This is a genomic window from Ancylobacter crimeensis, from assembly GCF_023016805.1.
GTDB lineage: Bacteria > Pseudomonadota > Alphaproteobacteria > Rhizobiales > Xanthobacteraceae > Ancylobacter > Ancylobacter crimeensis.
Map to the genome: position 1 here is coordinate 1 of NZ_JALKCH010000013.1, position 24,410 is coordinate 24,410.

General features: G+C 66.8%; 18 protein-coding genes and 1 riboswitch. Of the genes, 5 read left to right on the top strand and 13 right to left on the bottom strand.

All coding sequences use genetic code 11. The features are described 5' to 3' along the window. Positions 1-463: 463 nt before the first annotated feature. Positions 464-1,699 carry an MFS transporter gene (locus MWN34_RS17080; RefSeq protein WP_247030517.1) on the top strand — a complete coding sequence of 412 codons (1,236 nt, stop codon included), beginning with the start codon at positions 464-466 and terminating at the stop codon, positions 1,697-1,699. Between the two features lie 160 nt (positions 1,700-1,859). On the opposite strand, the gene MWN34_RS17085 is transcribed toward MWN34_RS17080, so the two are convergent. From MWN34_RS17085 to MWN34_RS17115, 7 genes are all read right to left on the bottom strand, one after another. Then, positions 1,860-2,015 carry a hypothetical protein gene (locus tag MWN34_RS17085; RefSeq protein ID WP_247030518.1) on the bottom strand — a complete coding sequence of 52 codons (156 nt, stop codon included), beginning with the start codon at positions 2,013-2,015 and terminating at the stop codon, positions 1,860-1,862. A 259-nt stretch (positions 2,016-2,274) separates the two neighbouring features. After that, entirely contained in the window at positions 2,275-3,654 is a 1,380-nt protein-coding gene (locus MWN34_RS17090; protein ID WP_247030519.1) for an aspartate aminotransferase family protein, read from the bottom strand. A 178-nt stretch (positions 3,655-3,832) separates the two neighbouring features. Further along, positions 3,833-5,242, bottom strand: a complete 1,410-nt coding sequence (locus MWN34_RS17095) for an amidase (protein WP_247030520.1) — start codon at positions 5,240-5,242, stop codon at positions 3,833-3,835. A 140-nt stretch (positions 5,243-5,382) separates the two neighbouring features. Continuing rightward, a complete protein-coding gene (locus MWN34_RS17100; protein ID WP_425532138.1) occupies positions 5,383-6,417 on the bottom strand; it encodes an ABC transporter substrate-binding protein in 1,035 nt (344 codons plus the stop codon). Between the two features lie 55 nt (positions 6,418-6,472). Then, the gene (locus MWN34_RS17105) at positions 6,473-7,273 is read right to left on the bottom strand and encodes an ABC transporter permease (RefSeq protein ID WP_247030521.1); all 801 of its coding nucleotides are present in this window, start codon (positions 7,271-7,273) and stop codon (positions 6,473-6,475) included. Beyond that, complete coding sequence (locus MWN34_RS17110) at positions 7,266-8,186, bottom strand: ABC transporter permease (protein ID WP_247030522.1); 921 nt, start codon at positions 8,184-8,186, stop codon at positions 7,266-7,268. The genes MWN34_RS17105 and MWN34_RS17110 overlap by 8 nt, the downstream gene beginning before the upstream one ends. Before the next feature lie 2 nt (positions 8,187-8,188). Further along, complete coding sequence (locus tag MWN34_RS17115) at positions 8,189-9,295, bottom strand: ABC transporter ATP-binding protein (protein WP_247030523.1); 1,107 nt, start codon at positions 9,293-9,295, stop codon at positions 8,189-8,191. Positions 9,296-9,501: 206 nt separating this feature from the next. Here MWN34_RS17115 and MWN34_RS17120 point away from each other — a divergent pair, with 206 nt between their 5' ends. After that, a complete protein-coding gene (locus MWN34_RS17120) occupies positions 9,502-11,124 on the top strand; it encodes an amidohydrolase (protein WP_247030524.1) in 1,623 nt (540 codons plus the stop codon). Positions 11,125-11,379: 255 nt separating this feature from the next. Here the strand turns inward: MWN34_RS17120 and MWN34_RS17125 are convergent, their stop codons facing one another. Then, positions 11,380-12,828: an amidase gene (locus MWN34_RS17125; protein ID WP_247030525.1), complete on the bottom strand. Its 1,449-nt coding sequence runs from the start codon at positions 12,826-12,828 to the stop codon at positions 11,380-11,382. 315 nt (positions 12,829-13,143) lie between these two features. On the opposite strand from MWN34_RS17125, the gene MWN34_RS17130 reads away from it, so the two are divergent. After that, positions 13,144-14,601 carry an AMP nucleosidase gene (locus MWN34_RS17130; RefSeq protein WP_247030526.1) on the top strand — a complete coding sequence of 486 codons (1,458 nt, stop codon included), beginning with the start codon at positions 13,144-13,146 and terminating at the stop codon, positions 14,599-14,601. Between the two features lie 188 nt (positions 14,602-14,789). On the opposite strand, the gene MWN34_RS17135 is transcribed toward MWN34_RS17130, so the two are convergent. The 5 genes from MWN34_RS17135 to MWN34_RS17155 form a co-directional block, all read right to left on the bottom strand. Further along, entirely contained in the window at positions 14,790-15,668 is an 879-nt protein-coding gene (locus MWN34_RS17135; protein WP_247030527.1) for a helix-turn-helix domain-containing protein, read from the bottom strand. A gap of 65 nt (positions 15,669-15,733) precedes the next feature. Beyond that, entirely contained in the window at positions 15,734-17,044 is a 1,311-nt protein-coding gene (locus tag MWN34_RS17140) for an NtaA/DmoA family FMN-dependent monooxygenase (RefSeq protein ID WP_247030528.1), read from the bottom strand. Positions 17,045-17,087: 43 nt separating this feature from the next. Then, on the bottom strand, positions 17,088-17,897 hold the full coding sequence (locus tag MWN34_RS17145; RefSeq protein ID WP_281503072.1) for an amino acid ABC transporter ATP-binding protein: 810 nt from the start codon (positions 17,895-17,897) through the stop codon (positions 17,088-17,090). Further along, positions 17,894-18,610 (bottom strand): amino acid ABC transporter permease, encoded by a 717-nt coding sequence (locus tag MWN34_RS17150; RefSeq protein ID WP_247030529.1) that lies wholly within the window; start codon positions 18,608-18,610, stop codon positions 17,894-17,896. Before MWN34_RS17150 ends, MWN34_RS17145 begins: the two co-directional genes overlap by 4 nt. Positions 18,611-18,675: 65 nt before the next feature. Continuing rightward, on the bottom strand, positions 18,676-19,530 hold the full coding sequence (locus MWN34_RS17155) for a substrate-binding periplasmic protein (RefSeq protein WP_247030530.1): 855 nt from the start codon (positions 19,528-19,530) through the stop codon (positions 18,676-18,678). A 235-nt stretch (positions 19,531-19,765) separates the two neighbouring features. On the opposite strand from MWN34_RS17155, the gene MWN34_RS17160 reads away from it, so the two are divergent. After that, positions 19,766-21,124, top strand: coding sequence for an LLM class flavin-dependent oxidoreductase (locus MWN34_RS17160; RefSeq protein WP_247030531.1), 1,359 nt, complete (start codon positions 19,766-19,768; stop codon positions 21,122-21,124). Between the two features lie 50 nt (positions 21,125-21,174). Further along, a riboswitch (cobalamin riboswitch) is annotated at positions 21,175-21,401 on the top strand. 163 nt (positions 21,402-21,564) lie between these two features. Beyond that, positions 21,565-24,375: a ribonucleoside-diphosphate reductase subunit alpha gene (locus tag MWN34_RS17165; protein ID WP_247030603.1), complete on the top strand. Its 2,811-nt coding sequence runs from the start codon at positions 21,565-21,567 to the stop codon at positions 24,373-24,375. The last annotated feature ends 35 nt before the right edge of the window (positions 24,376-24,410 follow it).

Here is a 24,410-nt window from a genome sequence, read left to right on the forward strand (position 1 = left end):
CATGGCCTAATCGCCAAGGGGGGTGTTTCCTTGCGCACCCACACAAACAACGCGCGACACCAAACCAAAAACCGGAAGACCGGCCACCAGCCCCAACCTCGCCTCCGGCACGGGAAGCCGGCTCAAAACCAGCCGCCGCCAACATGAAAAGATCCCGGCTACCCGCAAGGCAGGTCTTATCGTCCGTCGGCAAAAGATCGACAGCCCACGCAGATCGCCGATCATCTCCGAATGGCAGGCCTGCGGTCAGGCCGCATCCGCATCCGCTCGCGCTGTGCACATCGCGAGCGTGTGAAAGATGATCCACAACCCCGGGCCATCTTGCTGCGTGGCCGCTCGTCTTGCCCTATCCGGAAGGCGCGCGCGCACGTCCACCTCCGAGCCCGCGGGTGACATGGCCGGCATCGGCGTTTATTCCTGAAAACCGGACCGCCCGACACGCTCTCACCGGATGGAGGTGGATGTGTACGCTCAGCTCGGCGCCATCATCGTCGCAACCAGCCTGGTTCAACTCGCGAATGGATTCTTCACGACCGTCATCTCCCTCCAGCTCGCCCTGGGCAGCTTCAGCGCGACGTTCGAAGGGGTCATCCTCAGCGCCTATTTCATCGGCTTCACCATCGGATCGGTGACCTGCGGCGGCATCATCCAGCGCATCGGCCACATCCGGAGCTATGCGGCCTTTGCCGGAATCGTGGTGGCGTGTACAGCCGTCATGGCGCTGTGGGTGAACGATCTCGCCTGGGCGCTGCTGCGAGCGGCCATTGGATTCGGCTGCGTCGGCCTTTTCGTCACGACGGAGAGCTGGCTCAATGCAAAAGCCGTGGCTTCGGCGCGGGGCAGGGTGTTTTCGACCTATATGGTCGGCACCTTCCTGGCTCTGGCGCTCGGCCAACTGCTGGTCGGGCGCCTGTCGCTGGAAGGCGACACGCCATTCATCATCATCATGGGGCTGTTCGCCGGTGCGCTCGCCATCGTCAGCCTCACGCGGGCCGACGCCCCCATCATCACGCGCGAGGAACGCCTGCCTTACGGAACGGTGATGCGGGCCGCGCCTCTGGCGGTGCTCGGCGCCGGCATCGCCGGCATGATTGCGGCGAGTTTCTATGCGGTCGTCCCGATGTGGATGCTCGCCCGGCAGATCGACCAGCGGACGATCGGTCTCGTCATGTTGACTGCCGTTCTGGGCGGGCTGGCCTTTCAGATTCCGGTCGGCTGGCTGTCCGATCGCGTCGACCGTCGGCTTCTGCTCGCTATCCTAGCCGGGGGCTTCGCGGCGAGCGCCGTAGGCCTCGTCTTCGCGCCCCGCGCGCTCGAGGTGGTGCTGCCGCTCGCCTTCGTCTTCGGCGGACAGATGTCCACTCTCTACCCCGTCTGCGTCGCCCACGCGCTCGATCATATGGCGCCCGGGCAAATGGTGTCGGTGAGCGGCCGTCTCATTCTGGTGAGCGGTGTCGGATCCACGATCGGCCCTTTTACGGCCACCTGGATCATGTCGCATCTCGATTTGAACGGGGTGCTCTATTTCATGGCCGCGGCGGCTCTCATCGTCGTCTGCGCCGCGCTGCTTCTGGCGCTGCGGCGGAGCGAGGCACCGGTGATCAGCGCCCCGGCCATCGTCATCGCCCCCCAGGCCGTTCAATTCGAACCCGGCGCGCCGGCCGCAGCTTCCATGGAACGCCGTAACCCGGCTGGTTGACACATGCCGGCGGACAAACCGTTGATCCGGACGATCTGCCGCGTGTGGACGAAAGGGGCAGCATTCCTGATCCGCGCGCTCCGACCGCGCTCCAACGCGCCAGCGGCCCGCTCCCGCCGCCATCGCTGACATTCCATTCGTCGGGCCGGTCTTCCTCGACTCAGCAGCCAGCCTGCATCCGGTGGCGGCTGATGCGCGGGGAGGGGGTGGGCAGCGGGGAGGGGGCCGTCGTGATGCGCGCCTGCGGCTGGCTCACGAATTGCGGCTGTTCGATCGGCTGTTCCGGCGGCGGCGGTGTCTGTTGCTCGAGGTTCATGGCCTGTGGCTCCTGGGATCTCTCCTCCAAGCAACGATGCCATGCGGTTCTCGGTTCCCCTGGAGCCGCCGACGAATGGCGGATAGCGATCGGACGGCGCCCGTCGCCCCTTCATGCGCGAAGCAGCGCGGTCATGGCCGTCCCCAAAAGAAAGGCCCGCCCCGGGTGAGGGACGGGCCGGCCAAGGCGGGATCGCCTCGGGAAACGGTGCCGGGGCTGGACCTATGTGTCCACCCCGGTTGCGCCGCAGCAGCGCGGATCAGGCGTCCGGCATGCCGGCGGCGATCCAGGCGGTGATGTCGTCGAGCGTCGCCTTGAAGCGGCGCAGCATCTCGTCGATCTCGGCCTCGGTGATGATCATGGGCGGGCAGAAGGCGATGGAATCGCCGATGCCGCGCACGATCAGGCCATGCTCATGCGCGTGATCGAAGAAGCGCAGGCCCACCTTGCCGAAGGGCTCGAACTTGGCCTTGGTCGCCTTGTCCGCCACCAGCTCGACGGCGGCGATGAGGCCGATGCCGCGGATCTCGCCGACATGGGGGTGATCGGCGAACTTCGCCAGACCGGCATGCATATAGGCGCCGAGTTCCTTGGAGCGGGCCACGAGGTCGCGCTCCTCGATGATGGCGAGGTTCTCCAGCGCCACCGCGGTCGAAACCGGATGGGCGCCGGTGGTGTAGCCGTGGCCGAACACACCGAGCTTCTCGGAGGCATCGGCCATCGCCTGGTAGATGAAGTCCTTCATCAGCACCGCGGCGAGCGGCTGGTAGGAGGAGGTGATCTGCTTGGAACAGACGAGAATGTCCGGCTCGATGCCGAGGGTCTCGCAGCCGAACATGGTACCGAGGCGGCCGAAGCCGTTGATGACCTCGTCGGCGACGACAAGCACGTCATATTTCCGGCAGATCTCCTGTACGCCGGCCCAATAGCCCTTCGGGGGAACGAGCACGCCGCCGGCGCCCATCACCGGCTCGCCGATGAAGGCGGCGACCGTCTCCGGCCCCTCGGCGAGGATGGTGTCCTCGAGCTCCTTCAGGAGCCGCTCGGTGAAGGCTTCTTCGGTCTCCCCCGGCAAGCCGGCGCGATAGAAATGCGGGCGCGAGAGGTGGCGCACGAAGGGCAGCGGCAGGTCGAAGCCCTTCTGGTTGGTCTGCAGCCCGGTCAGCGAGCCGGCAGCCACCGTGATTCCGTGATAGCCGCCGTCGCGGGCGAGGAACTTCTTCTTCTCCGGCCGGCCGATCGCGTTGTTGTAGTACCAGACGAACTTGACGACGCTGTCATTCGCCTCGGCGCCGGAATTGGTGAAGAACACATGCTCCAGCCCGGCCGGGGCCAGCTCGGTGAGCTTGGCCGCGAGCAGCGCGGAGGGGGCGTGCGCCTTCTGTGAGAACACATGGTAATAGGGCAGCTTCTCGAGCTGCTTCGTCGCCGCGTCGACGAGGCGCTGCTCGCCGAAGCCGAGGCCGACGCTCCACAGGCCGGCCATCGCCTCGATATATTCGCGGCCCTCGTCGTCATAGACATAGATGCCCTGGCCGCGGTCGATGACGATCGGTCCCTGGCGCTCCAGCCGGCGCAGATTGGTGATCGGGTGGATGTGATGGGCGACGTCGAGGCTCTGTAGCGAATTGGTCAGCATCGGAGGACTGTCTTCCGGCGGTTGGGGGAAAGGGTCCCGGCGGCGTGTGCCGTCGGGCTCAGGGCGGAATGTGGCGCCGCGCGCGGGCGGCGTTGCGGGCCGCAAGTTCCGCTCACACTAGCGGCAGAATGGTCTCATGCCCAGCAATCGGGCATGGCAAATCGTTCTCCTTCCGGCATCACAGCCCAGGCGGGCGGCGTTGCGGCCATTGCGTCGCTTCGTGGTAGCGCGCGCCGATCGCCAATATGTCGGCATCCGCGCCGCTGCGGCCGAAGATCTGCATCCCGGTCGGCAAGCCGGCCTCACTGAAGCCGCAGGGCACGGCGAGCGAGGGCAGGCCGATCAGGCTGACCGGCACCACGACCTCCATCCAGCGGTGATAGGTGTCCATCGCCCTGCCGTTGATCGTCTCCGGCCATCGCCACTCGACGGGGAAGGGCCAGACCTGCGCGGCCGGCATCACAAGCGCGTCGAAGCGCTCGAACAGCCGGGCGGCGGCGGCGAACCAGCGGGAACGGGTGAGGCTCGCGCGGTAGACCTGTTCGGCGGTGACGGTACGGCCGAAGCTGATTTCCCATTGCGTTTCGGGTTTCAGCAAGGCGCGTCTGGCCTCGTCGTCATAGAGCGCGCCCTTGGAGCCGGCATTGAGGAAGCCGCGCAGATGGATCCAGGCGTCCCAGAGTTCGTCCGCGGGGAAGGGCGGGGCCAGCGGCTCGACCGCCGCGCCGAGATCCTCCAGCACCGCCAGCCCGGCCTCGCAGCGAGCGAGAATGCCGGGCTCGCAGGGATAGGCGCCGCCCCAGTCGCCGAGCCAGCCGATGCGCTTGCCGCGCAGATCGGCGGACAGGCGCGCGCTGAAGGGTTCGCCGGCGCGGCCGAAGGGCACGTGCGGGTTCTCGCCGGAGAGCGTTTCCAGAAGGCGCGCGAGGTCGTCCACCGTGCGGGCCATGGGGCCGTCGGTCGCCAGCGTTGCGGAGAAGGTGTCGCCGTCGGCATCGCCGGGCACGAGGCCATAGGTCGGGCGGAAGCCGTAGATGTTGCAGAAGGCGGCCGGGTTGCGCAGGCTGCCCATCATGTCGGAGCCGTCGGCCACCGGCACCAGACGCGCCGCCAGCGCCGCCGCCGCGCCGCCGGACGAGCCTCCGGCCGAGCGCGCGGGATCGTAGGGATTGCGCGTCGCGCCGAACACCGGGTTGAAGCTGTGGCTGCCATGACCCCATTCCGGGGTGTTGGTCTTGCCGGTGAAGATCGCGCCGGCGGCGCGCAGGCGGGCGGCGAGCAGGTCGTCGGCCTCGGGCACGAAGTCGCGATGCAGCGGCGAGCCATAGGTCGTGGCGAGGCCGCGAACGGCAACGAGATCCTTTACCGCGAAGGGAATGCCATGCAGCCAGCCGGAGGGCGCGGCCTCGTCGGCGGCGCGGGCCTCGTCCATCAGGGCGTCGGGGTCGCGCGGGGAGACAATGGCGTTGATCGCCGGGTTCACCGCCTCCAGCCGGGCGAGATAAGCGGCCATCACCTCGGAGGGCTTCACCTCGCGCGCGGCGATGCGGCGGGAGAGCGCGCCGGCGTCGAGATCCATCAGGTGCATGGGCGCGTCCGTGAACTGGGCAGGTCCGTCAGTCGGGCAGGTCCGTCAGTCGGGCAGGTCTGCCAGCCGGCAGGGGCAGCCGGCCGCGCACGGCCGGCTGCGGAGGGTCGGGCGGCCGGGAGCGTGCCCGGCCGCGCGCATCACTTGTTCACATCGGTCCAGATGCGGGCATAGAGCTGGGAGACCTCGGGCGAGCAGGCCTTCAGGAACTCGCCGGCCTTCTCATACTGCGCGGGAATCACCAGTTCCGGCGCATCCTTCATCTCCGGCGGCAGGAAGGCGGCCGAGCCCTTGATGCCGTTCGCATATTTCGCGAAGGCGGAGATCAGCGCGGCGTTCTCCGGCTCCATGATGAAGTTCAGGAACTTCTTGGCGTTCTCGACATTCTTGGCGTCCTTCAGGATCGTCGCGCTGTCCATGAAGATCGGGTAGCCTTCCTTCGGATAGCCGAAGGCGACGTCGGGGTTCTTGAGCCGGGCGCGCATGATCGCGCCGTTCCAGTAATACACCGCGGCATAGTCGCCGGAGGGCAGCTTCTCGGTCACGCTGTAATCCATGGCCAGCCATTTCGGCTTGGCCTCGATCAGCTTGTCGCGCACCTTCTTGAGCAGGACCTTGTCGTCCGTGCACCATTCGCCGCCCAGATATTTGATGGCGGCGAACAGGACGTCGTTCATTTCCGGCTCGACATTGATCTTGCCGACCAGCTCCTTGGGCGGATCGAGGAAGATGGCGGCGGTGTTGATGTCGCCGCTATACATCTTCTTGTTGATGCCGATGCCGGAGAAGCCCCACTGCCACGGCACGCTGTAGTGCCGGCCAGGATCCCACGGCACGTTCACCCAGCGCTCGTCGACATTCTTGAAGTTCTCCATCTGGTCGGGGCGCGATTCCAGCAGCAGCCCTTCCTTGATCCAGATCGGAATATAGTTCGCCGAGGGCACCACGATGTCGAAGCCATGACCGCCGGCGCGGATCTTGGCGAGCGCGGTGTCGTTGGAATCGTAGTCGGTGACCGTGACCTTGACGTCGTATTTCTGCTCGAACTTCTTGATCATTTCGGGGCTGGTATAGTCACCCCAGTTGTAGATGTTGAGCGCGCCCTCGGCCGCGGCGGTGCCGACCGACCCCAGGATCGCGAGAGCCGCAGCGGCGGCCTTCATCTTCCACGTCACGTTCCGTCTCCGTCTGGTTTTATGGTTTGAGCGGATCTGATGGGCAGCCCGCGGTTCAGGCCTTCTTGCGGTTGATGAAGAAGAAGACCGTCACCAGCAGGATCGACAGGGCCAGGAATGCGGTCGCAATGGCATTCACCTCCGGCGTCACGGTACGCCGGATCTGGCCGAGCATGTAGGTGGGAAGGGTGTCCTGACCGCCGGACTTGACGAATTCGGTGATCACGACATCGTCGAGCGAGATCACGAAGGCCAGCATGAAGCCGGCGATGATGCCGGGCCGCAGCAGCGGCAGCGTCACCCGTCGGAAGGCCTGCCAGGGCGTGGCGTAGAGGTCGGCCGCGGCCCGCTCCAGAGAGGCGTCCATGCTCTCAAGCCGCGCCCGGATCGGCAGATAGGCGAAGGGGATGCAGAACGCGGTGTGGGCGAGGATGAGATAGCCGAGGCCGGAATAGCCGGTCCATACCTTCACCCGCGAGAACACGATGAGCAGCGCCACCGCGGTGACGATTTCCGGCACCATCAGCGGCGTGTTGATGAAGGCGTATTTGAAGGCGAGGCCGCGATAGGGCGCGACACGCGTGGTCGCGATCGCCGCCATGGTGGCGGCGATGGTCGCAACGCCGGCGGCCCAGATGGCGACGATGAAGGAGCGCAGCGCCGCATCCTGCACCGCATCGTTCTGCGAAGCCGCCACGAACCAGCGCAGCGACAGGCCGCCCCACACGGTGAGGGATTCGCTGCCGTTGAAGGCGTAGACGACCAGCGCAAGGATCGGCAGATAGAGAAGCGCGAAGGTGAAGATCGCGATGGTGCCGAAACCCGGCTGGGAGCGGACGTCGAAGCGATTAGCCATGGCCGCCTCCGGCGCGCGCGGCGTTGCGCACATAGAACAGCAGGGCGATCATCACCACCGCCATGAGGGTGATCGACATCGCCGCGCCGAGCGGCCAGTTGCGGCCCGCCCCGAACTGCAGCTCGATCAGGTTGCCGAGCATCATGGTCTTGCCGCCGCCGAGCACGCGGGGAATGACATAGGCGCCGAGCGAGGGAATGAAGACGAGGATGGAGCCGGCCACGATGCCCGGCTTCACCAGCGGGATGATGACCCGCCGCAGCACCGCGAGCCGCCCGGCATAAAGATCGTAGCCGGCCTCGACGAGCCGGAAATCCAGCTTCTCCATGCTGGCATAGAGCGGCAGCACCATCAGCGGCAGATAGACATAGACCATGCCGAACAGCACCGCCCAGTCGGTATACATGATCGGCAGCGGCTCGTTGATGACGCGCAGCCACATCAGCAGGCTGTTCAGTATGCCCTCGTTGCGGATCACCTGCTGCATCGCGAAGGTGCGGATGAGCAGGTTGGTCCAGAACGGGATGGTGACCAGGAACACCCACATCTCGCGGGTTTCGCGCGGCCGGGTGGCGATGAAATAGGCGGTCGGGAAGCCGAGGATCAGCGTCGCCGCCGTGGTGATCGCCGAAAGGCTCAGCGAGCGCCACATGATGATGAGGTTGGCGTCGGCCAGCGACAGCGTGTCGTCGAAGATGTCGCGCTGGAGCAGGACCGAGAACCAGCCGTCCAGCGAGAAGATCGGCTTCACGTCGCCATAGTCGCCCTTCGTCATGAAGGAATAGGCCAGCATCACGAAAAGCGGGCCGATGGCGGCGACGAAGATGATGACCAGAGCGGGGGCGGAGAGCAGCCACCGGCGGCGGGTGGTCTCGCTCTCGGCGCGTCGTGCGGCGTCGGCTGCGCTGCCCATGGTCAGTCCCTCAGCACCTGGGCGGCGTCGGCTGCGATCTCGATGCCCGCGGCGTCGCCGACCTGGAAGCCGGCGACGCCATTGCGGCTGTTCTGCTGGCGCACGATGAAGGTGCCCCCGCCGGCGAGCGCGACATGGATGTGGGTGTCGGTGCCGAAATAGACGACGTTCTCCACCCGGCCGGAGACCTGTCCGCCCTCGCGCACCGCGCGGGCATGCTCGGGCCGCACCACGATGGTCACGCTCTCGCGCGGCACCAGCCCTTCGGCGACGGTGGCGGGGATCTCGGCGCCCGAGGCGAGCTTCACCCGCGCGACGCCGGAGGACAGGCTCAGCAGGGTGGCGGGCAGGAAATTGCTCTCGCCGATGAAGTCGGCGACGAAGCGGTCGGCCGGCTTGTCGTAGATGTCCGTCGGCGCCCCGATCTGCAGCACGCGGCCCTTGGACATGACCGCGATGCGGTCCGACATGGTGAGCGCCTCTTCCTGGTCGTGGGTCACGAACACGAAGGTGATGCCGGTCTCGTGCTGCATACGCTTCAATTCGATCTGCATCTCCTTGCGCAGCTTGTAGTCGAGCGCGGAGAGCGGTTCGTCGAGCAGCAGCACCTTCGGGCTCGGCGCCAGCGCGCGTGCAAGCGCGACGCGCTGGCCCTGGCCGCCGGAGATCTGGTCGGTGCGGCGCTGGGCCAGTTCCTCCATGCGCACCAGCTTCAGCATGGCGGCGACCCGGCTGGCGATCTCCGCCTTGGGCCGCCCCAGCATCTGAAGTCCGAAGGCGACATTCTCCCACACGGTGAGGTGGGGGAACAGCGCGTAGCTCTGGAACACGGTGTTGATGGGCCGCTTGAAGGGCGGCAGGCCGGCGATATCCTCGCCGTTCAGCAGGATCGCGCCCTCGGTGGGGAACTCGAAGCCGGCGATCATGCGCAGCAGGGTGGTCTTGCCGCAGCCGGAAGGCCCCAGCAGCGTGAAGAACTCGTTCTCGCGGATCGCCACCGACACATTGTCGAGTGCCCGGAGCGAGCCCGCCCCCTGGCCGAACTCCTTGACGATCCCCCGAGCCTCGATTGCAACGCGCTTGCCCTGTGGCACGGCAGGCTCCGGCATACTGTGCATCCGTCTCGTCTTCTGGCGGCCGATGGAGGCGAGGGAAGGGGCTCGCATCCGGATTGTTGTTGGGAAGCCTATGTGAGCGCTTGGCGGTCGGCAAGGCGGCTCGTTATGAATGTGATCAAATTTTGGGACGGACTAAAATTTGGGGACAAATGATGCCGAGTGCTGATTTTCTTGTCGAAAATGCCCGTGTCCTGACCATGGATTCGGCACAGCCGCGTGCTGCGGCAATCGCCGTCGGCGGCGGGCGCGTCCTTGCCGTGGGCGCGCGGGAGGATCTGGCGGGCCTGGCCGGGTCGGGCACGCGCCGGATCGACGCCGCCGGCGCCACCGTGCTGCCGGGCTTCGTCGAGAGCCACATCCACCTCTTCACCGGCGCGGCGCAGCTCTCCAGCCTGTCGCTCGCCGGGCTGGAGGGCTTCGAGCCCATCGCGAGCGCCATCCGCGCCCGCGCGGTGCGCGAGCCCGGCACCCGGATGCTGATCGTCGAGCAGGCCGGCTACGGCATGTTCGGCGGCGAGCCGATCACCCGCCAGCTGCTCGACCGCATCCTGCCCGACCGCCCGCTCGCCCTGTTCGCCAGCGACCATCACACCATGTGGGGCAACACCGCCGCGCTGGAGATGGCCGGCCTCATCGACGGCCTCGCCGTATCGCCCGGGAACGAGGTGGTTCTGGGCCCGGATGGCCGCGCCGCCGGCGAGCTGCGCGAGTTCGAGGCCTTCGCCCCCATCATCGCGCTCACCCCCACCGGAGGGCGCGAGGCCCTCGGCCTCCTCGGCAGGGAGCCCGCCGCCGGCCTCACCGCTGCCGAGCGCGCGACCGACCGGGCCATCATCGAGCGCGGCCTCGCCTATTGCGCCTCGCTCGGCATCACCGCGTTCCACAACATGGACGGCAATGTCTACCAGCTCGAACTGCTGGGGGAGATCGACCGCGCCGGCGGCCTGATCGCGCGCGGCCGCGTGCCGTTCCGCTTCCTGCCGGGCATGGCGCTGTCCGAACTCGACCGGGCGGTGGAGATGCGCGCCCGCTGGCAAGGTGGCCGGCTCAGTTCCGATTTCGTGAAGATATTCATGGACGGGGTGGTCGAATCCTACACCGCCCATATGTTCGAAGACTACAGCAACGCCCCGGGCCTGCGTGGTTCCTCCTATTTCGAAGCGGCGGAGTTCGACGCCATCGCCACCGCCATCGACGCGCTCGGCTTCCAGATCACCGTGCACGCCATCGGCGACGCCGCCGTCAGCCGTACGCTGGACGGCTATGCCGCCGCCCGCCGGGCCAATGGGGCGCGCGACAGCCGCCACCGTATCGAGCATATCGAGGTGCTGGCCCCCGCCGATCTGCCGCGTTTTGCCGAGCTCGGCGTGATCGCCTCGATGCAGCCGACCCACGCGCCGGGCGGCGCCTATCCGATGGAGCCGATCCGCACCATGCTGGGCCGCGAGCGCATGGCGCTGTGCTATGCGTGGCAGAGCATCCGCGCCAGCGGGGCAAGGCTCGCCTTCTCCAGCGACTGGCCGATCGCGCCGATGGACCCGCTCTACGGCATCCGCACCGCCATGACCTGCCCCGCCGCCTTCCCCGGCCTGCCCGACCAGCGCCAGACCCTGACCGACGCCATCGCCGGCTTCACCCGCGACGGCGCCTATGCCGCGTTCCGCGAGGACGAGCAGGGCGTGCTGAAGGCCGGGGCGCTGGCGGACCTGGTGATTCTGGACGGCGATATCGAGGCGATGGCGGCGGAGGCCGTCGACACGCTGAAGGTGGCGGCGACGATGTGCGACGGGCGCATCACCTATGAGCGGGGCGTGGGGTGAGGCGGCGGAGGCCTGTTTCTGCAAGCGCCTTGCCTTCACCTCTCCCGAGGGGAGATGTTGGCGCGCAGTGCCGGGTGAGGGTGAGGGTGTTTCGGAGGCGGGGGAGCGTCGCGGCCTCTCGCCCCAACCCTCTCCCCTTGAGCACCGTCATGCCTGGCCATGACGGCTCTACCGCAACAGCCCGGCTGTATCGAGCCTCGCCCTTCCAGCCCGTAAAGGACGACGCGCGCCGGGCGGTGGCGCCCGCCCGCCTCCTCACGCCCGGATCGACGGGCGCCGGCTGAACCACGGTGCGGCTTCCTCCAACCGCGCGCACACGCCGAGCAGCCGCTCGTCATGGCCATAGGGCGCGGCGAGGTGAATGCCGACCGGCAGCCCGTCCGCGGTCCAGTGCAGCGGCAGCGAGGCGGCGGGCTGGCCGGAGGCGTTGAAGGCGGCGGTGAAGGGCGAATAGTCGAACACCATGCCCTTGCCCATCCGGTATTCCACATAGTCGCGGCCGGCGTGGTCGAACCGCCCGAGGCGCGCCGGCGGCTCGGCCAGCGTCGCGGTCAGCAGCAGGTCGTAGCCGCCGGCGGCGAAGAAGTCGGCCATCTCGCGGCCATAGGCGTGCACCTTGTTGACCGATTCGAGATAGTCCGCTCCGCTCACGCCGCGGGCATAGGCGATGGCCGAGCGGGCGACATCCTCGATCTCGTCCTCGGCGATCGGGCGTCCCCGACGGCGCGCGGCGCCTTCCACCGAAAGCGCGGTGCCGCAGGCCACCACCTTGGTCCAGGCCGCCATCATGCCGCGGGTATCGGCCACGGGCCGCGCCTCGACGAGGGTGTGGCCGAGGCTCTCCAGCAGCTTCGCCGCCGCCTCCACCGCCGCGACGCAGTCCGGGTGGATGGGATCGCCGGTCAGGTTTGTGGTGGTGAAGGCGATGGTCAGCCTTTCCCGCCGTCCCAGCGCCGCGCCGAAGGAGGCTTCCAGCGGCGGGGGCGAATAGGGCGCGCCGAGGTCGATGCCGTTCGTTGCGTCCAGCAGGGTGGCGGTGTCGCGCACCGAGCGGGTGAGGAAGCCGTCGATCGCCATGCCCGCCCAGCCCTCGCCGACATAGGGCCCGTCCGGCAGCCGGGCGCGGGTCGCCTTGAAGCCGAACAGGCCGCAGGACGAGGCCGGGATGCGCACCGAGCCGCCGCCATCCGAGCCATGGGCCACCGGCACCATGCCGGAGGCCACCGCCGCCGCTGCGCCGCCGGAGGAGCCGCCCGGCGTGTGGCCGGGGTTCCACGGGTTGCGGGTGGGCCCGCCATAGACCGCCGATTCGGTGGTGGGGCCGACGCCGCCCTCGGGCGAGGTGGTGCGCCCGAAGGTGACGAGCCCCGCCGCTTTCAGCCGGGCATAGATCGCCGAATCCTTCGCGTAGCGGGTCTCGGCGAACAGCCGCGAGCCGTTGTTGGAGGGAAAGTCGATGGCCTCGGCGCCGAGATCCTTGAGCAGGAACGGCACGCCGGTGAGAGGTCCTTCCGGCAGGCCGTCCGCGATCAGCCGGCGCGCGACATCCTCCTGCAGCATCGTCACCGCGTTGAGCTGCGGGTTCAGTGTCGCCACGCGGCGCAGCGCTTCGTCCAGCAATTCGCCGGGGGTGACCTCGCCGCGCTTTACCGCGGCGGCGATCCCGGTGGCGTCGCAGGTGTCGAACAGTTCGCCGATGCTCATGATGCCTTCCCGATGCTCCGATGAGGGCGCGGCGCGCCCGATTCACCGGTGAACCGATAGCCGATCCGGCCCTGCGCCGCGAGCGGGCGCAGAAGGGCAAGGCGCTTTCGGAGGAAGAGGCTTTCGAGGGTTGCCTTCTTGTCTTTGCGCTGCGGCCGACGCACAACCTCATCCGCCCGAGCCGAGTGTCCGCAGGTTGGAGGGCTTTCGGTGAACGCCGGTTCACCGAAAGCCCTCAAGGTCTTTGTTTTACGCATTTTCCTTACGCGAACCGACATCCACTTCGCTTGAAAATGCTTTGGAGTGACGGATTGCATGACGTTCGAGATCGCCGCGACCCCGGAAGCCGCCATCGACCGGCTGGAGCGCCTCTACAGCACCGCCCGCGAGGGGCTGCGCCATGACCTGATGCGCTTCTTCGAGACCGGCCGGCCGCCGGGCGCCGAGGAGCGCGAGCGCTACCGCTATCCCCTGCTGCGGGTGACTTGGCGGCCCGACCAGCGCTCCTTCGTCCGTACCCAGCGCGGCTATGCGAAATTCGCCGTCACCGGCGTACACCAGACCACGGTGACCCAGCCCGCCGAGTTCCGCACCTATCTGCTCGACCAGCTCCGCCCGCTGGCGGAGGATTACGGCGCGATCATCGAGACCGGGCCGAGCACGCAGCAGATTCCCTATCCCTATGCGCTCGACGGCGGCGACGAGCTGGGCCGCGGCGACGTCACCGCCTCCGAGCTGGCCCGCTATTTCCCGACGCCGCTGCTCTCGCTGGTGGGCGACGAGATCGCCGACGGCACCTTCGAGCTGGTGGAGGGCGAGCCGCGCCCGCTGGCCCTGTTCGACGCGGTGCGCACCGATTTTTCGCTGCGCCGGCTGGTGCACTACACCGGCACCGACTGGCGGGCCTTCCAGCCCTGGATCCTGCTGACGAATTATCACCGCTATGTCGACCAGTTCGTCCGCCTTGGCCTCGCCGAGATCGCCGGCGGCACCGCCGAGGCGCTGGTGACGCCGGGCGGCGTGCGGATCGACCGCGCCGGCCTCGACGAGACCGCCTTCGAGCGGGTGATGAGCGCGCCCTGGCACCGCTTCCAGATGCCGGCCTATCATCTGCTGCGCGCGAACGGGGCCGGGGTGACGCTGGTGAATATCGGCGTCGGCCCCTCCAACGCGAAGACCATCACCGATCATCTCGCGGTGCTGCGGCCGCATTGCTGGCTGATGGTCGGCCATTGCGGCGGGCTGCGGCAGACCCAGATCATCGGAGACTATGTGCTCGCCCATGCCTATCTCAGGCAGGACGGCATCCTCGACGAGCTGGTGCCGCCCGACATCCCCATTCCCGCGCTGGCCGAGGTGCAGGTCGCGCTGCAGCAGGCGGCGGGCGATGTCACCGGTGAGCAGGGCGACCAGCTCAAGCGCCGGCTGCGCACCGGAACCGTGGTGACGCAGGACGATCGCAACTGGGAGTTGCGTTGGACCCAGGAGCGCCGGCGCATCAACCTGTCGCGCGCCATCGCGGTCGACATGGAGTCGGGCACCATCGCCGCGCAGGGCTACCGGCTGCGGGTGCCCTACGGCACGCTGCTCTGCGTGTCCGACAAGCCGCTGCATGGCGAGATCAAGCTGCCCGGCGCCGCAAACGCCTTCTATGAGCGCGCGGTGAGCGAGCATCTGAAGATCGGCCTCGCCGCGCTTGATCGGCTGAAGGAGACCGGCGCGACGATCCACTCGCGCAAGCTGCGCTCCTTCGACGAGCCGCCCTTCCGGTGAGGCGAGGGGGCGGCTGTCTGGGGTGCATCTCGATGGTATTTTGATAGGGGGAAGACGCCCGGCGCGACGACGCATCGGCGCCCGGGATGCGCAAGGCCGGCCTGCGCAGTGCGACCGCGCGATCGGGGTGGATGGCTGGACTCATCGTCCACCTCACTGCACTCATCGGACCGCAGGCTAAAAGGTATCTAGTTCGGGTGACGGTGCCGCATGTGGAGCATGAAGAGCTCGGCCTGCGAGGAGATCGACAGCTTCCCGTAGAGCCGCTTGCGGTGGACCTTGACGGTGTGCTCCGAGATGCCGAGGCGCAGCGAGATCGAGGGATTGGTGTGTCCCTTGAGGACATGGGACGCGACCTCGATTTCACGGCGCGTGGCATGGAAGCCGCGCAGCCAGCCGAGCTCGGCGGGCGTGGTTTCCGCAATCGGTGGGTCCGCGCTATTTTCGCAAGAAGGCGCAATCGGTTGTGTCATTTCGAGGCGGGCCTCGATCAGCGCATGGCGGCGAACCAGCGATGCGATCAGCGGCTCCATGCCGTGAAGATCCGCCAGCACCGATGCACCGAACGGTGCGGACCCTACACAGCGCCCCAGCGAGATATGGATGGTGTGCCCTGGCTCGACGGGACAGAGCAGCCCGATCTCGTCCACCAGCGGTATGTCCTTGTAATAGGACTGGAAATAGGCGCTGTTGACAAAGCCGGGCCCGGAAAGCTCGCCGCACCGGCTGACCCCGATGGGCCGCCGTTCCAGCGCGGCGCGGTAATAGGGATCCAGCCGGTAGGCCTGCTTCATGTAGCTGTGCTCGAACCGCTCCGGGTCGATCGCCGAGCAGCGTTCCAGCACGATCGGCGCCCCGTCCGAGCGGAAGGACAGCATCACGCAGCTGTTGAAGGGCGCGATGGCGTGGAGCGCCGTGCGCAGCGTCGCGTGGAATCCGGGCATGCCGAGCTGGTCGACGATGCCGCCGAAGATCTCCGGCAGCGGTGTCGCGGGCAAGGCCAGCGCAGCCTCCTGCGGAAGCGCGAGGGCCGCCGCTTCGTCCGTCCATCCCCGATACATTGTCATGGCTGCCTCGCATGCGGAACGCCCCACGCGAAGCAAAAGGCGGACCATCGCGGGCCGAGAGGGCGTCAGTAGTCCAGCAGGTTGTCCCGCAGATGCGGATGCGCATAGGCCTTTCGCATCAATCCGCGTTTCTGCAGCGCCGGCACCAGCCCGTCCTCGATCTCGGCGAGGGTACGGCGATGGAGATTGGGCAGGGAGAACAGGAAGCCGTCGCCGCCGACCGCCTGCATCACCTCGCCCATCTGTTGGGCAACATCCTCCGGCGAGCCTACCAGCTCGACGCCGTCGCCATCCTGCGTAAAGGACGTAATCGCCTCACGCAGCGTCTTTTTTCCGGCCTGGCGGATGAAATCGTCGAGCAATTGCTGATGACCCTCCGTCGTCAGCGTGCCCACCGGCTGGTCGAGGTCGAGCTTGGTGAAGTCGATATTGGTGATCTTGCCGAGGAAGGCGAGCTTCAGGTCGCGCTGCGTGAGCGCCTGCTCGCGCCGTTCCGCCTGGATGGCCTTCGCCTCCGCCATGTTGGAAGCGATGATCGGCGTGACCAGGAACATGACCTTGCAGTGATCTGGATTGCGGCCCGCCGCCGCCATGCGGGCCCGCACATCGTCGCGATAGGCGCGCATGTCGTCGATGCCGACAACACTGGTGACCACGGTGTCGGCGTGCTGGGCGGCGAACTGGCGTCCGCGCGGAGAGCCGCCGGCCTGCGCGATCACCGGGCGCCCCTGCGGGGCCGGGCCGCAATTGAGCGGGCCGCGCGAGCTGTAGTACTGACCCTTGAAGTCAATCTGGTGGACCTTCTCATGGTCGATGAGAATGCCGTTCGCCTCGTCCGCCACGATGGCGTCGGCATCCCAAGAGTGCCAGAGCTTGTCGACGATATCGAGATATTCGTCGGCCATGTCATAGCGCAGGTCGTGCTTGGTGAGTTCGTCATAGCCAAGATTGGCAAAGGCGAATTTCGAGGAGCCCGTGACCATGTTCCAGCCGGCCCGGCCTCCCGAGATCTGATCCATGGTGGCGACGAGGCGCGCGACGACGAACGGATGGTAGGCATAGGTCGCCAGCGTCGGCACGATGCCGATGTGCGAGGTCGCGCCCAGCATCAGGCTGGCGAGAACCGAGGGGTCCTGCTTGGGCACCGAGATGCCGTTGCGCAGATAGATCTCCCGTGAACCGCCGAAGCTCTCGCCGATATAGGGGCCGTCCTCCAGCAGGATGTAGTCGAAGCAGGCGCGCTCCAGCGACCGGGCGATGTCCAGGAAGAGGCTCGGCTGCATCCAGGTTTCGGCGATGCGGCCGGTCCATTGCGCCCCCCAGGCCTGGACGCTGGATCCCTGGAGGAAGAGGGCGAGGTGAAACGGTTTGGACATCTGACGCATTCCCGAAATTCAAGACGCAGGCAGCCGGGCTGCCTCAGTGCAGGATCGAACGGATGAAGGAGGCGAGGCGCGGATTGTCGGGCGCGTCGAAGATGCGCTCGGGAGGGCCGGATTCGACGATGGTGCCGCCTGAGATGAAGTGCACCTGATCGGCGAGACGGCGGGCGAAGCCCATTTCGTGGCTCACGACGATCAGCGTCATGCCGCGCTCGGCAAGGCCGCGGATGGTGTCGAGAATGCCGGAGACGAGTTCGGGGTCGAGCGCGGAGGTCGGCTCGTCGAACAGGATGAGCTTGGGCTGCATGGCCAGCGCGCGGGCGATGGCGACGCGCTGCTTCTGCCCGCCGGAGAGCTCGTCCGGGTAGCGGTCGTGCTTGTCGGCAAGGCCGACTTCGGCGAGCAGCTTTTCCGCGATGGCTATCGCCTCGTCGCGCCGCTGCCGCTTAACCATCACCGGCCCTTCGATCACGTTCTCCAGCACGGTGCGGTGGGAGAACAGGTTGAAGTGCTGGAACACCATCGGCATTTCCGAGCGTGCCGCGCGCAGTGTCCTCTCCGGCGCGATATGGAAGATGTTGCCTTCCTCGCGGCACAGGCTGCGGCCGTCGAAGGTGATCTCTCCGGCGCTCGGCGTTTCAAGGAAGTTGACGCAGCGGATCAGGGTGGACTTGCCGCCCCCCGACGGACCGATGAGGAAGGAAACCTCGCCCGGCCGAACCACCAGATCGACGCCCTTGAGGACATGGAGCGGGCCGAAGGATTTGTGCAGGCCGCGCACTTCGAGCAGGGGGGCGGCCCTGCCGGCTTCGTGCGGGTGGGCGGCGCTCGTCAATGTATCGTTCATGGCATCACCGCGGGCTGGGGGGCGAGGGCGCGGTCGCTGGGGCGCTTCTTGCGCAGGTAGCGGGGGGTGAGCCACTGCTCGATGCGGTGCACCAGCAGCGAGGCCACGAAGCTCATGGCGAAATAGATGATCGCCACCATCATGTAGACCTCCATGCTGCGGAAGGTGTTGGAGATCACGATGGTGCCGTTGCGCAGCAGCTCGTTCACCGAGATGAAGGACACCAGCGAGGAATCCTTCAGCAGCGCGATGAAGTAGCCGCCGATCGTCGGCACGGCGATGCGCAGGGCCTGCGGCAGCACGATGCGCCCATAGATCATCGGCCGCGACATACCAATCGAAAGACCTGCGGCACGCTGGCCGGAGTCGATCGACAGGATGGCGGCACGGAACACCTCGGAGAGATAGGCCGCAAGATTGAGGCTGAGGCCCAGCACGCCTGCCCAGAAGGCAGGCAGCAGGATGCCGATGCTCGGCAGGGTGAAATAGATGACGAGCAACTGCACGATCAGCGGCACGTCCCGCCAGATCTCGACATAGGCGGCGAGCGGCCATTCCAGCCATCGCCGCCCGCTCAGCCGCCCCAGCGCCACCGCCAGCCCCAGCACGAGCCCGAAAGCCATGCTGAGGACCGAAAGCTCGACGGTGACGAGTGCACCCTGGAGCAGGAACGGAAAATAGCGGGGGATCAGGACGAAGAAGAAATCATACATCGCGAGCCGTCTCTACCTCTCCGATTGTGAAAGCCGATCAGGCTTCGCGGACGATGCCTCCGGCCTCACTTCATCAGCTTGGCCTGGTAGTCGGCCCACGCGCCGTACTTCTCGAGGATCTTCTGGCGCGTGCCGTCCTTCTCCATGCCGATGAGCGCGTCGTTGATGGCTGCCAGCAGTTCCGGACACTCCTTGCGCACGCCGATCGCGGTGCCACCGAGGACGTAGTCGGCCTTCGCTTCGGCGTCGGCCCATTCCGGCTTCGAGTGGTAATAGAGGGGCTCGCCGACCGTGCGCAGGTCGTTCATGGTTTCGAGCTGGCCCTGCAGCGTGGCCTGGTCGAGCACGACCGCGTCCACCTGGCCGTTGCGCAGGGCGACGAACGGGGCACCGAAGTCGTTGAAGTCCTGGACCTGACCGATCTTGCCGGCATCGGCGAGCGCATGGGCGTTGAGCGAGTCCATCGTGCCGAGCGTAGAGGCGACGGTCTTGCCCTTCAGGTCGTCGAGCGTCTTGATCGGCGAGTCCTTCTTCACGATCACGAAGTCGTAAAGCAGGAAATAGGGGCGCGAATAGGTGATGCCGGCACCCTGCACACGCTCCTGCGTCACCGCCATGCCGGAGAGGATGATATCCCAGCGCCCCGCCTTCAGGCCGGGGATCAGCGAGGTCCATTCGGTGATGACATAATCCTGCTTCGGCACGCCGATGCGCTTGCCGATCTCCTGGAACATGTCCCATTCGAAGCCGGCATAGGTGCCATCCTCGTTCTTCCAGACGAAGGGCTTGAGACCCAGAAGGCCGTTGCCCGAGGTGATGACGCCCGCCTTCTTGATGTCGTCGAGGCAGGTGGCATGCGCGGTGGTGGCGCCGAACATGAGCGCGGCGGCGAGAATGGCTTTTCCGATCGAGAGCTTCATGGCGCGGTACCCCCTGGTGATCGCGGTGACGCAGGGGCGTATGGACGGCGCCGGCTGCGGACGATGGAGGCATTTCACAGGGCGCGGGTGAGCCGAAACAATAACTCCAACGGGGTATTGCTCGCGCGTTCGCACTGTTTCAGTAGGATGGGGCGCGCGTCCGGTCGGCGCGCCGGCGCGGCGCAGGCCCGCGCGTCCGGCCGGACCGGCCCTCTCCGCGCCACACGGACGTGCCATGACCCAGCTCAGGAAAATGGTTCTCGGCGGCCTGTTCGAGGCGAACGGCTATCACTCCGCCGCATGGCTGCTGCCGAGCGCCGAAGACCGGGCGCCGACGGATGTCGATTATTTCCGGCGCATCCTGCAGACCGCAGAGGCCGGCAAGCTCGACTTCTTCTTCCTGGCCGATACGCCCGCCGCGCGAACCGAGAATCTCGATGCCTGGAGCCGCGGCCCGCTCTACATGAACATGCTCGAGCCGATCACGCTGCTGTCCGCCATCGCCGGCTCGACCTCGCATATCGGGCTGGGAGCGACCGCTTCCACCAGCTTTTACGAGCCCTACAATGTGGCGCGGCTCTTTGCCTCGCTCGATCATATCAGCGGAGGCCGGGCGGCGTGGAACGTCGTGACCTCGGCCAACGACTTCGCCGCCCGCAATTTCGGCCTCGACCGGCTTCCCCCGCACGACCGGCGCTACGCCAAGGCGCGCGAATTCTTCCAGATCGTCAGCGCGCTGTGGGACACCTGGGAGGACGACGCCTTCATCTATGACAAGGCGAATGCCCGGATGTTCGAGCCGGCACGGTTCCATGTGCTCGATCACGAGGGCGAGTTCTTCAAGGTGCATGGCGCGCTCAACATGGCCCGCCCGCCGCAAGGCCGGCCAGTGATCTTCCAGGCCGGTGCCTCGGAGGCGGGCAAGGAACTCGCGGCAGAGACCGCTGAAGTGGTGTTCGGCACCGGTGCCAGCCTCGCCGAGGCGACCGCCTTCTACCGCGACCTCAAAGGCCGGATGCCCCGTTTCGGCCGCCACCCGGACGAACTCAAGGTGCTGTCCGGGGTGTCCATCGTGGTCGGCGACAACGAGCAGCATGCGCGCGAGACGTGGGCGCACTGGCAGGACACGGTGCCGATCGAGATCGGCCTCATGTATCTCAAGACCGATCTCGAAACGGACCTTTCCGACCTGCCGCTCGACGAGCCGGTGCCCGCGCATCGCATTCCCGCGACATCGAACCATCATCAGGTCTATTTCGAGGAGATCGTGGGGCTGATCGGGCAGGGATTGACGCTGCGCCAGGTGTGCAAGCGCTACAACCGCAGCAAGGCGATTTTCTTCGGCGACGCGGTGGGAGTGGCCGATCAGATGCAGGCATGGGTCGAGGCCGGCGCGTCGGACGGCTTCATGATGGCGTTTCCGGTACTCCCGGACAGTCTCGTGGAATTCACCGGCAAGGTGGTGCCAGAGCTGCAGCGCCGGGGCCTGTTCCGCACCGAATATGAGGGGCGCACCTTGCGGGAAAATCTGGGCCTTGCCCGTCCCGCCAACCGCTATGCCGCCCGGTCCATTCCGGTGTCGCAGGCAGGATAGGCGCCTGTGGGCGGCGTCATCTATCTGTTGACGCACTTCATCGATTGACCCCTATATATAGAGGTCGACGGTCCTTCGAGTCGCAAGGCGAGAAGGCTAAGAGGGAAGCCGGTGAGCCCATTCGTGGCGAGGCCGGCGCTGCCCCCGCAACTGTAAGCGGCGAGCCGATATCCACCCCGAGGCGTCGGCCGAGGGAGCCACTGGGGTGCTGTCCCGGGAAGGCGGATGCCGGTCGCGACCCGCGAGCCAGGAGACCTGCCGCGACCTCAGTGATCGTCCTCGGGCGGGGTGTCCCGGTGGAACGCTTGGTCGTTCGCCGGCTCGTCCGTGCGTGCATCCTGTCGTCTCCGCTCGGCCCTTGCCCCACGCAACGGGGTTTGCAGCCGATGTCTGTCGTCCTTCCTGCCGAACGCTCCTTCGAGAACCGCGCCGCCGGGCCCATGCCATCGGGCACGTCCGCTGCGCTTGCTTCCGCCTATCAGGTCATCCGTCGCAACGGTGCGGTGACGCCGTTCGACGCCTCCAAGATCGCGGTGGCCCTGACCAAGGCTTTCCTGGCGGTGGAAGGCTCCAGCGCCGCGGCTTCGCGCAGGGTCCACGACATCGTGGCCGATCTCACCGGTCAGATCGTCGCCGGCCTGACCCGTCGCGCCGACGCCGGACGCACCTTTCACATCGAGGATGTGCAGGACCAGGTCGAACTCGCGTTGATGCGCGGCGAGCACCACAAGGTCGCACGGGCCTATGTGCTTTATCGCGAGGACAGGGCACGCGAGCGCGCCGCCGCCTCGTCAGCCGTCGCGTCCGCGGCTGCCCCGACGCTCGCGATGAGCCTGCCCGACGGCACCCGCGTGCCGCTCGATCTCGCCCGTCTGGAGGCTGTGGTGGGAGAGGCCGTCTCCGGCCTTGCCGATGTTTCGGCCGACACCATCCTCGGCGAGACGCGGCGCAATCTCTATGACGGCATCGGTGAGGACGAACTCGCGCTCGCCCCCATCCTCGCCGCGCGCACGCTCATCGAGAGCGAGCCGAACTATGCGAAGGTCTCGGCCCGGCTGCTGCTCGACAAGCTGCGCTGCGAGGCGCTGTCCTTCCTCGTCCGGCGGTCGGAACAGGCGACGCAGGCCGAGATGGCCGTGCGCTATGCCGAGTATTTCCGCGCCTACGTTGCCCGTGGCATCGTCGAGCAACTGATCGACCCGGAGCTTGGCCATTTCGATCTCGAGCGGATCGCAGCGGCCCTGCTGCCGGAGCGCGATCTGCAGTTCGACTATCTCGGCCTGCAGACGCTGTATGACCGCTATTTCCTGCACGCACGTGGCCATCGTTTCGAGCTGCCGCAGGCCTTCTTCATGAGGGTCGCGATGGGACTTGCACTGCGGGAGGTCGATCGCGAGGCGCGGGCCATCGAGTTCTATCAGCTGCTGTCGTCCTTCGACTTCATGGCCTCGACGCCGACCCTGTTCAATGCCGGCACGCTGCGCCCCCAACTCTCTTCCTGCTTCCTCACCACGGTGCCGGACGACCTCGACGGAATCTTCAAGTCGGTGAAGGACAATGCGCTGCTCGCCAAATATTCCGGCGGCCTCGGCAATGACTGGACGCGCGTGCGCGGGCTCGGCGCGCACATCAAGGGCACCAATGGCGAAAGCCAGGGTGTTGTGCCATTCCTCAAGGTGGCGAACGACACCGCCATCGCGGTGAACCAGGGCGGCAAGCGCAAGGGCGCGGTGTGCGCCTACCTGGAGACGTGGCACGTCGACATCGAAAAATTCCTCGACCTGCGCAAGAACACCGGAGACGACCGTCGCCGCACCCACGACATGAACACTGCCAACTGGGTGCCCGACCTGTTCATGGAGCGCGTCGAGGCGAACGGCACGTGGACGCTGTTCTCACCCGACGAGACGCCGGACCTGCACGACCTCTACGGGACCGCCTTCAAGGCCGCCTATGAAGCCTATGAGGCCAGGGCGGGACGCGGCGAGATGCAGGTGTCGCGGCAGGTGAGGGCGGTCGATCTGTGGCGGCGCATGCTGACCATGCTGTTCGAGACCGGCCATCCGTGGATCACCTTCAAGGATCCGTGCAACATCCGCTCGCCGCAACGCCATGTCGGGGTGGTGCATTCCTCCAACCTGTGCACCGAGATCACCCTCAACACCTCCGACGAGGAGGTGGCGGTCTGCAATCTCGGTTCGGTGAACCTCGCCGCCCATGTGACGGCGGAAAGGTTCGACGGCGAGCGGCTGGCCCGAACCGTCCGCATCGCCATGCGGATGCTCGACAACGTGGTCGACATCAATTTCTACACCATCCCCGAGGCGCGCCGCTCCAACCTGAAGCATCGCCCGGTGGGCCTCGGCATCATGGGTTTTCAGGATGCGTTGCAGACGCTGCGCATCGCCTATGCCAGCGAGGCGGCGGTACGGTTCGCCGATGAGAGCATGGAGACGGTGAGCTTCCACGCCATCTCCGCCTCATGCGATCTGGCGGCCGAGCGCGGGCGCTATCCTTCCTTCGAGGGCTCGCTGTGGTCGAAGGGTGTGCTGCCGATCGACAGCATCGAGGATCTGGCGCAAAGGCGCGGCGGGCTGGATCTTGACCGCTCGACGACGATGGACTGGGAAAGCCTGCGCGCCCGCGTGACCAGCATCGGCATGCGCAATTCCAACACCATGGCGATCGCGCCGACCGCGACCATCTCCAATATCTGCGGCGTGTCGCAGTCGATCGAGCCTGCCTACCAGAACCTCTTCGTCAAATCGAACATGTCCGGCGACTTCACCGTGGTGAATGCCGCGCTGGTGCATGACCTCAAGGCGCGCGGCCTGTGGGACGAGCTGATGGTGTCGGATCTCAAATATTACGATGGCAGCGTCGGCAGCATCGACCGTATCCCCGACGATCTCAAGGTGCTCTACGCGACCGCCTTCGAGATCGAACCTTCCTGGCTCATCGAGGCGGCGGCGCGGCGGCAGAAATGGATCGACCAGGCCCAGTCGCTGAACCTCTATGTCGCAAATCCGTCAGGTCGGAAGCTCGACGAGACCTATCGGCTGGCGTGGCGGCGGGGCCTCAAGACGACCTATTACCTGCGCTCGCGCTCGGCGACGCATGTCGAGAAATCGACACTGAAGGGTACCGACGGAAAGCTCAATGCGGTCTCCGCTCCGGTTGCGGCAGCGCCCGAAGCGGGCTTCGGGCCGGCCTGTTCCATCAACGATCCCGAGTGCGAAGCCTGCCAGTAAGCCGCGCCTCGCTCTCTTGTTCACCGCCGGCTCCT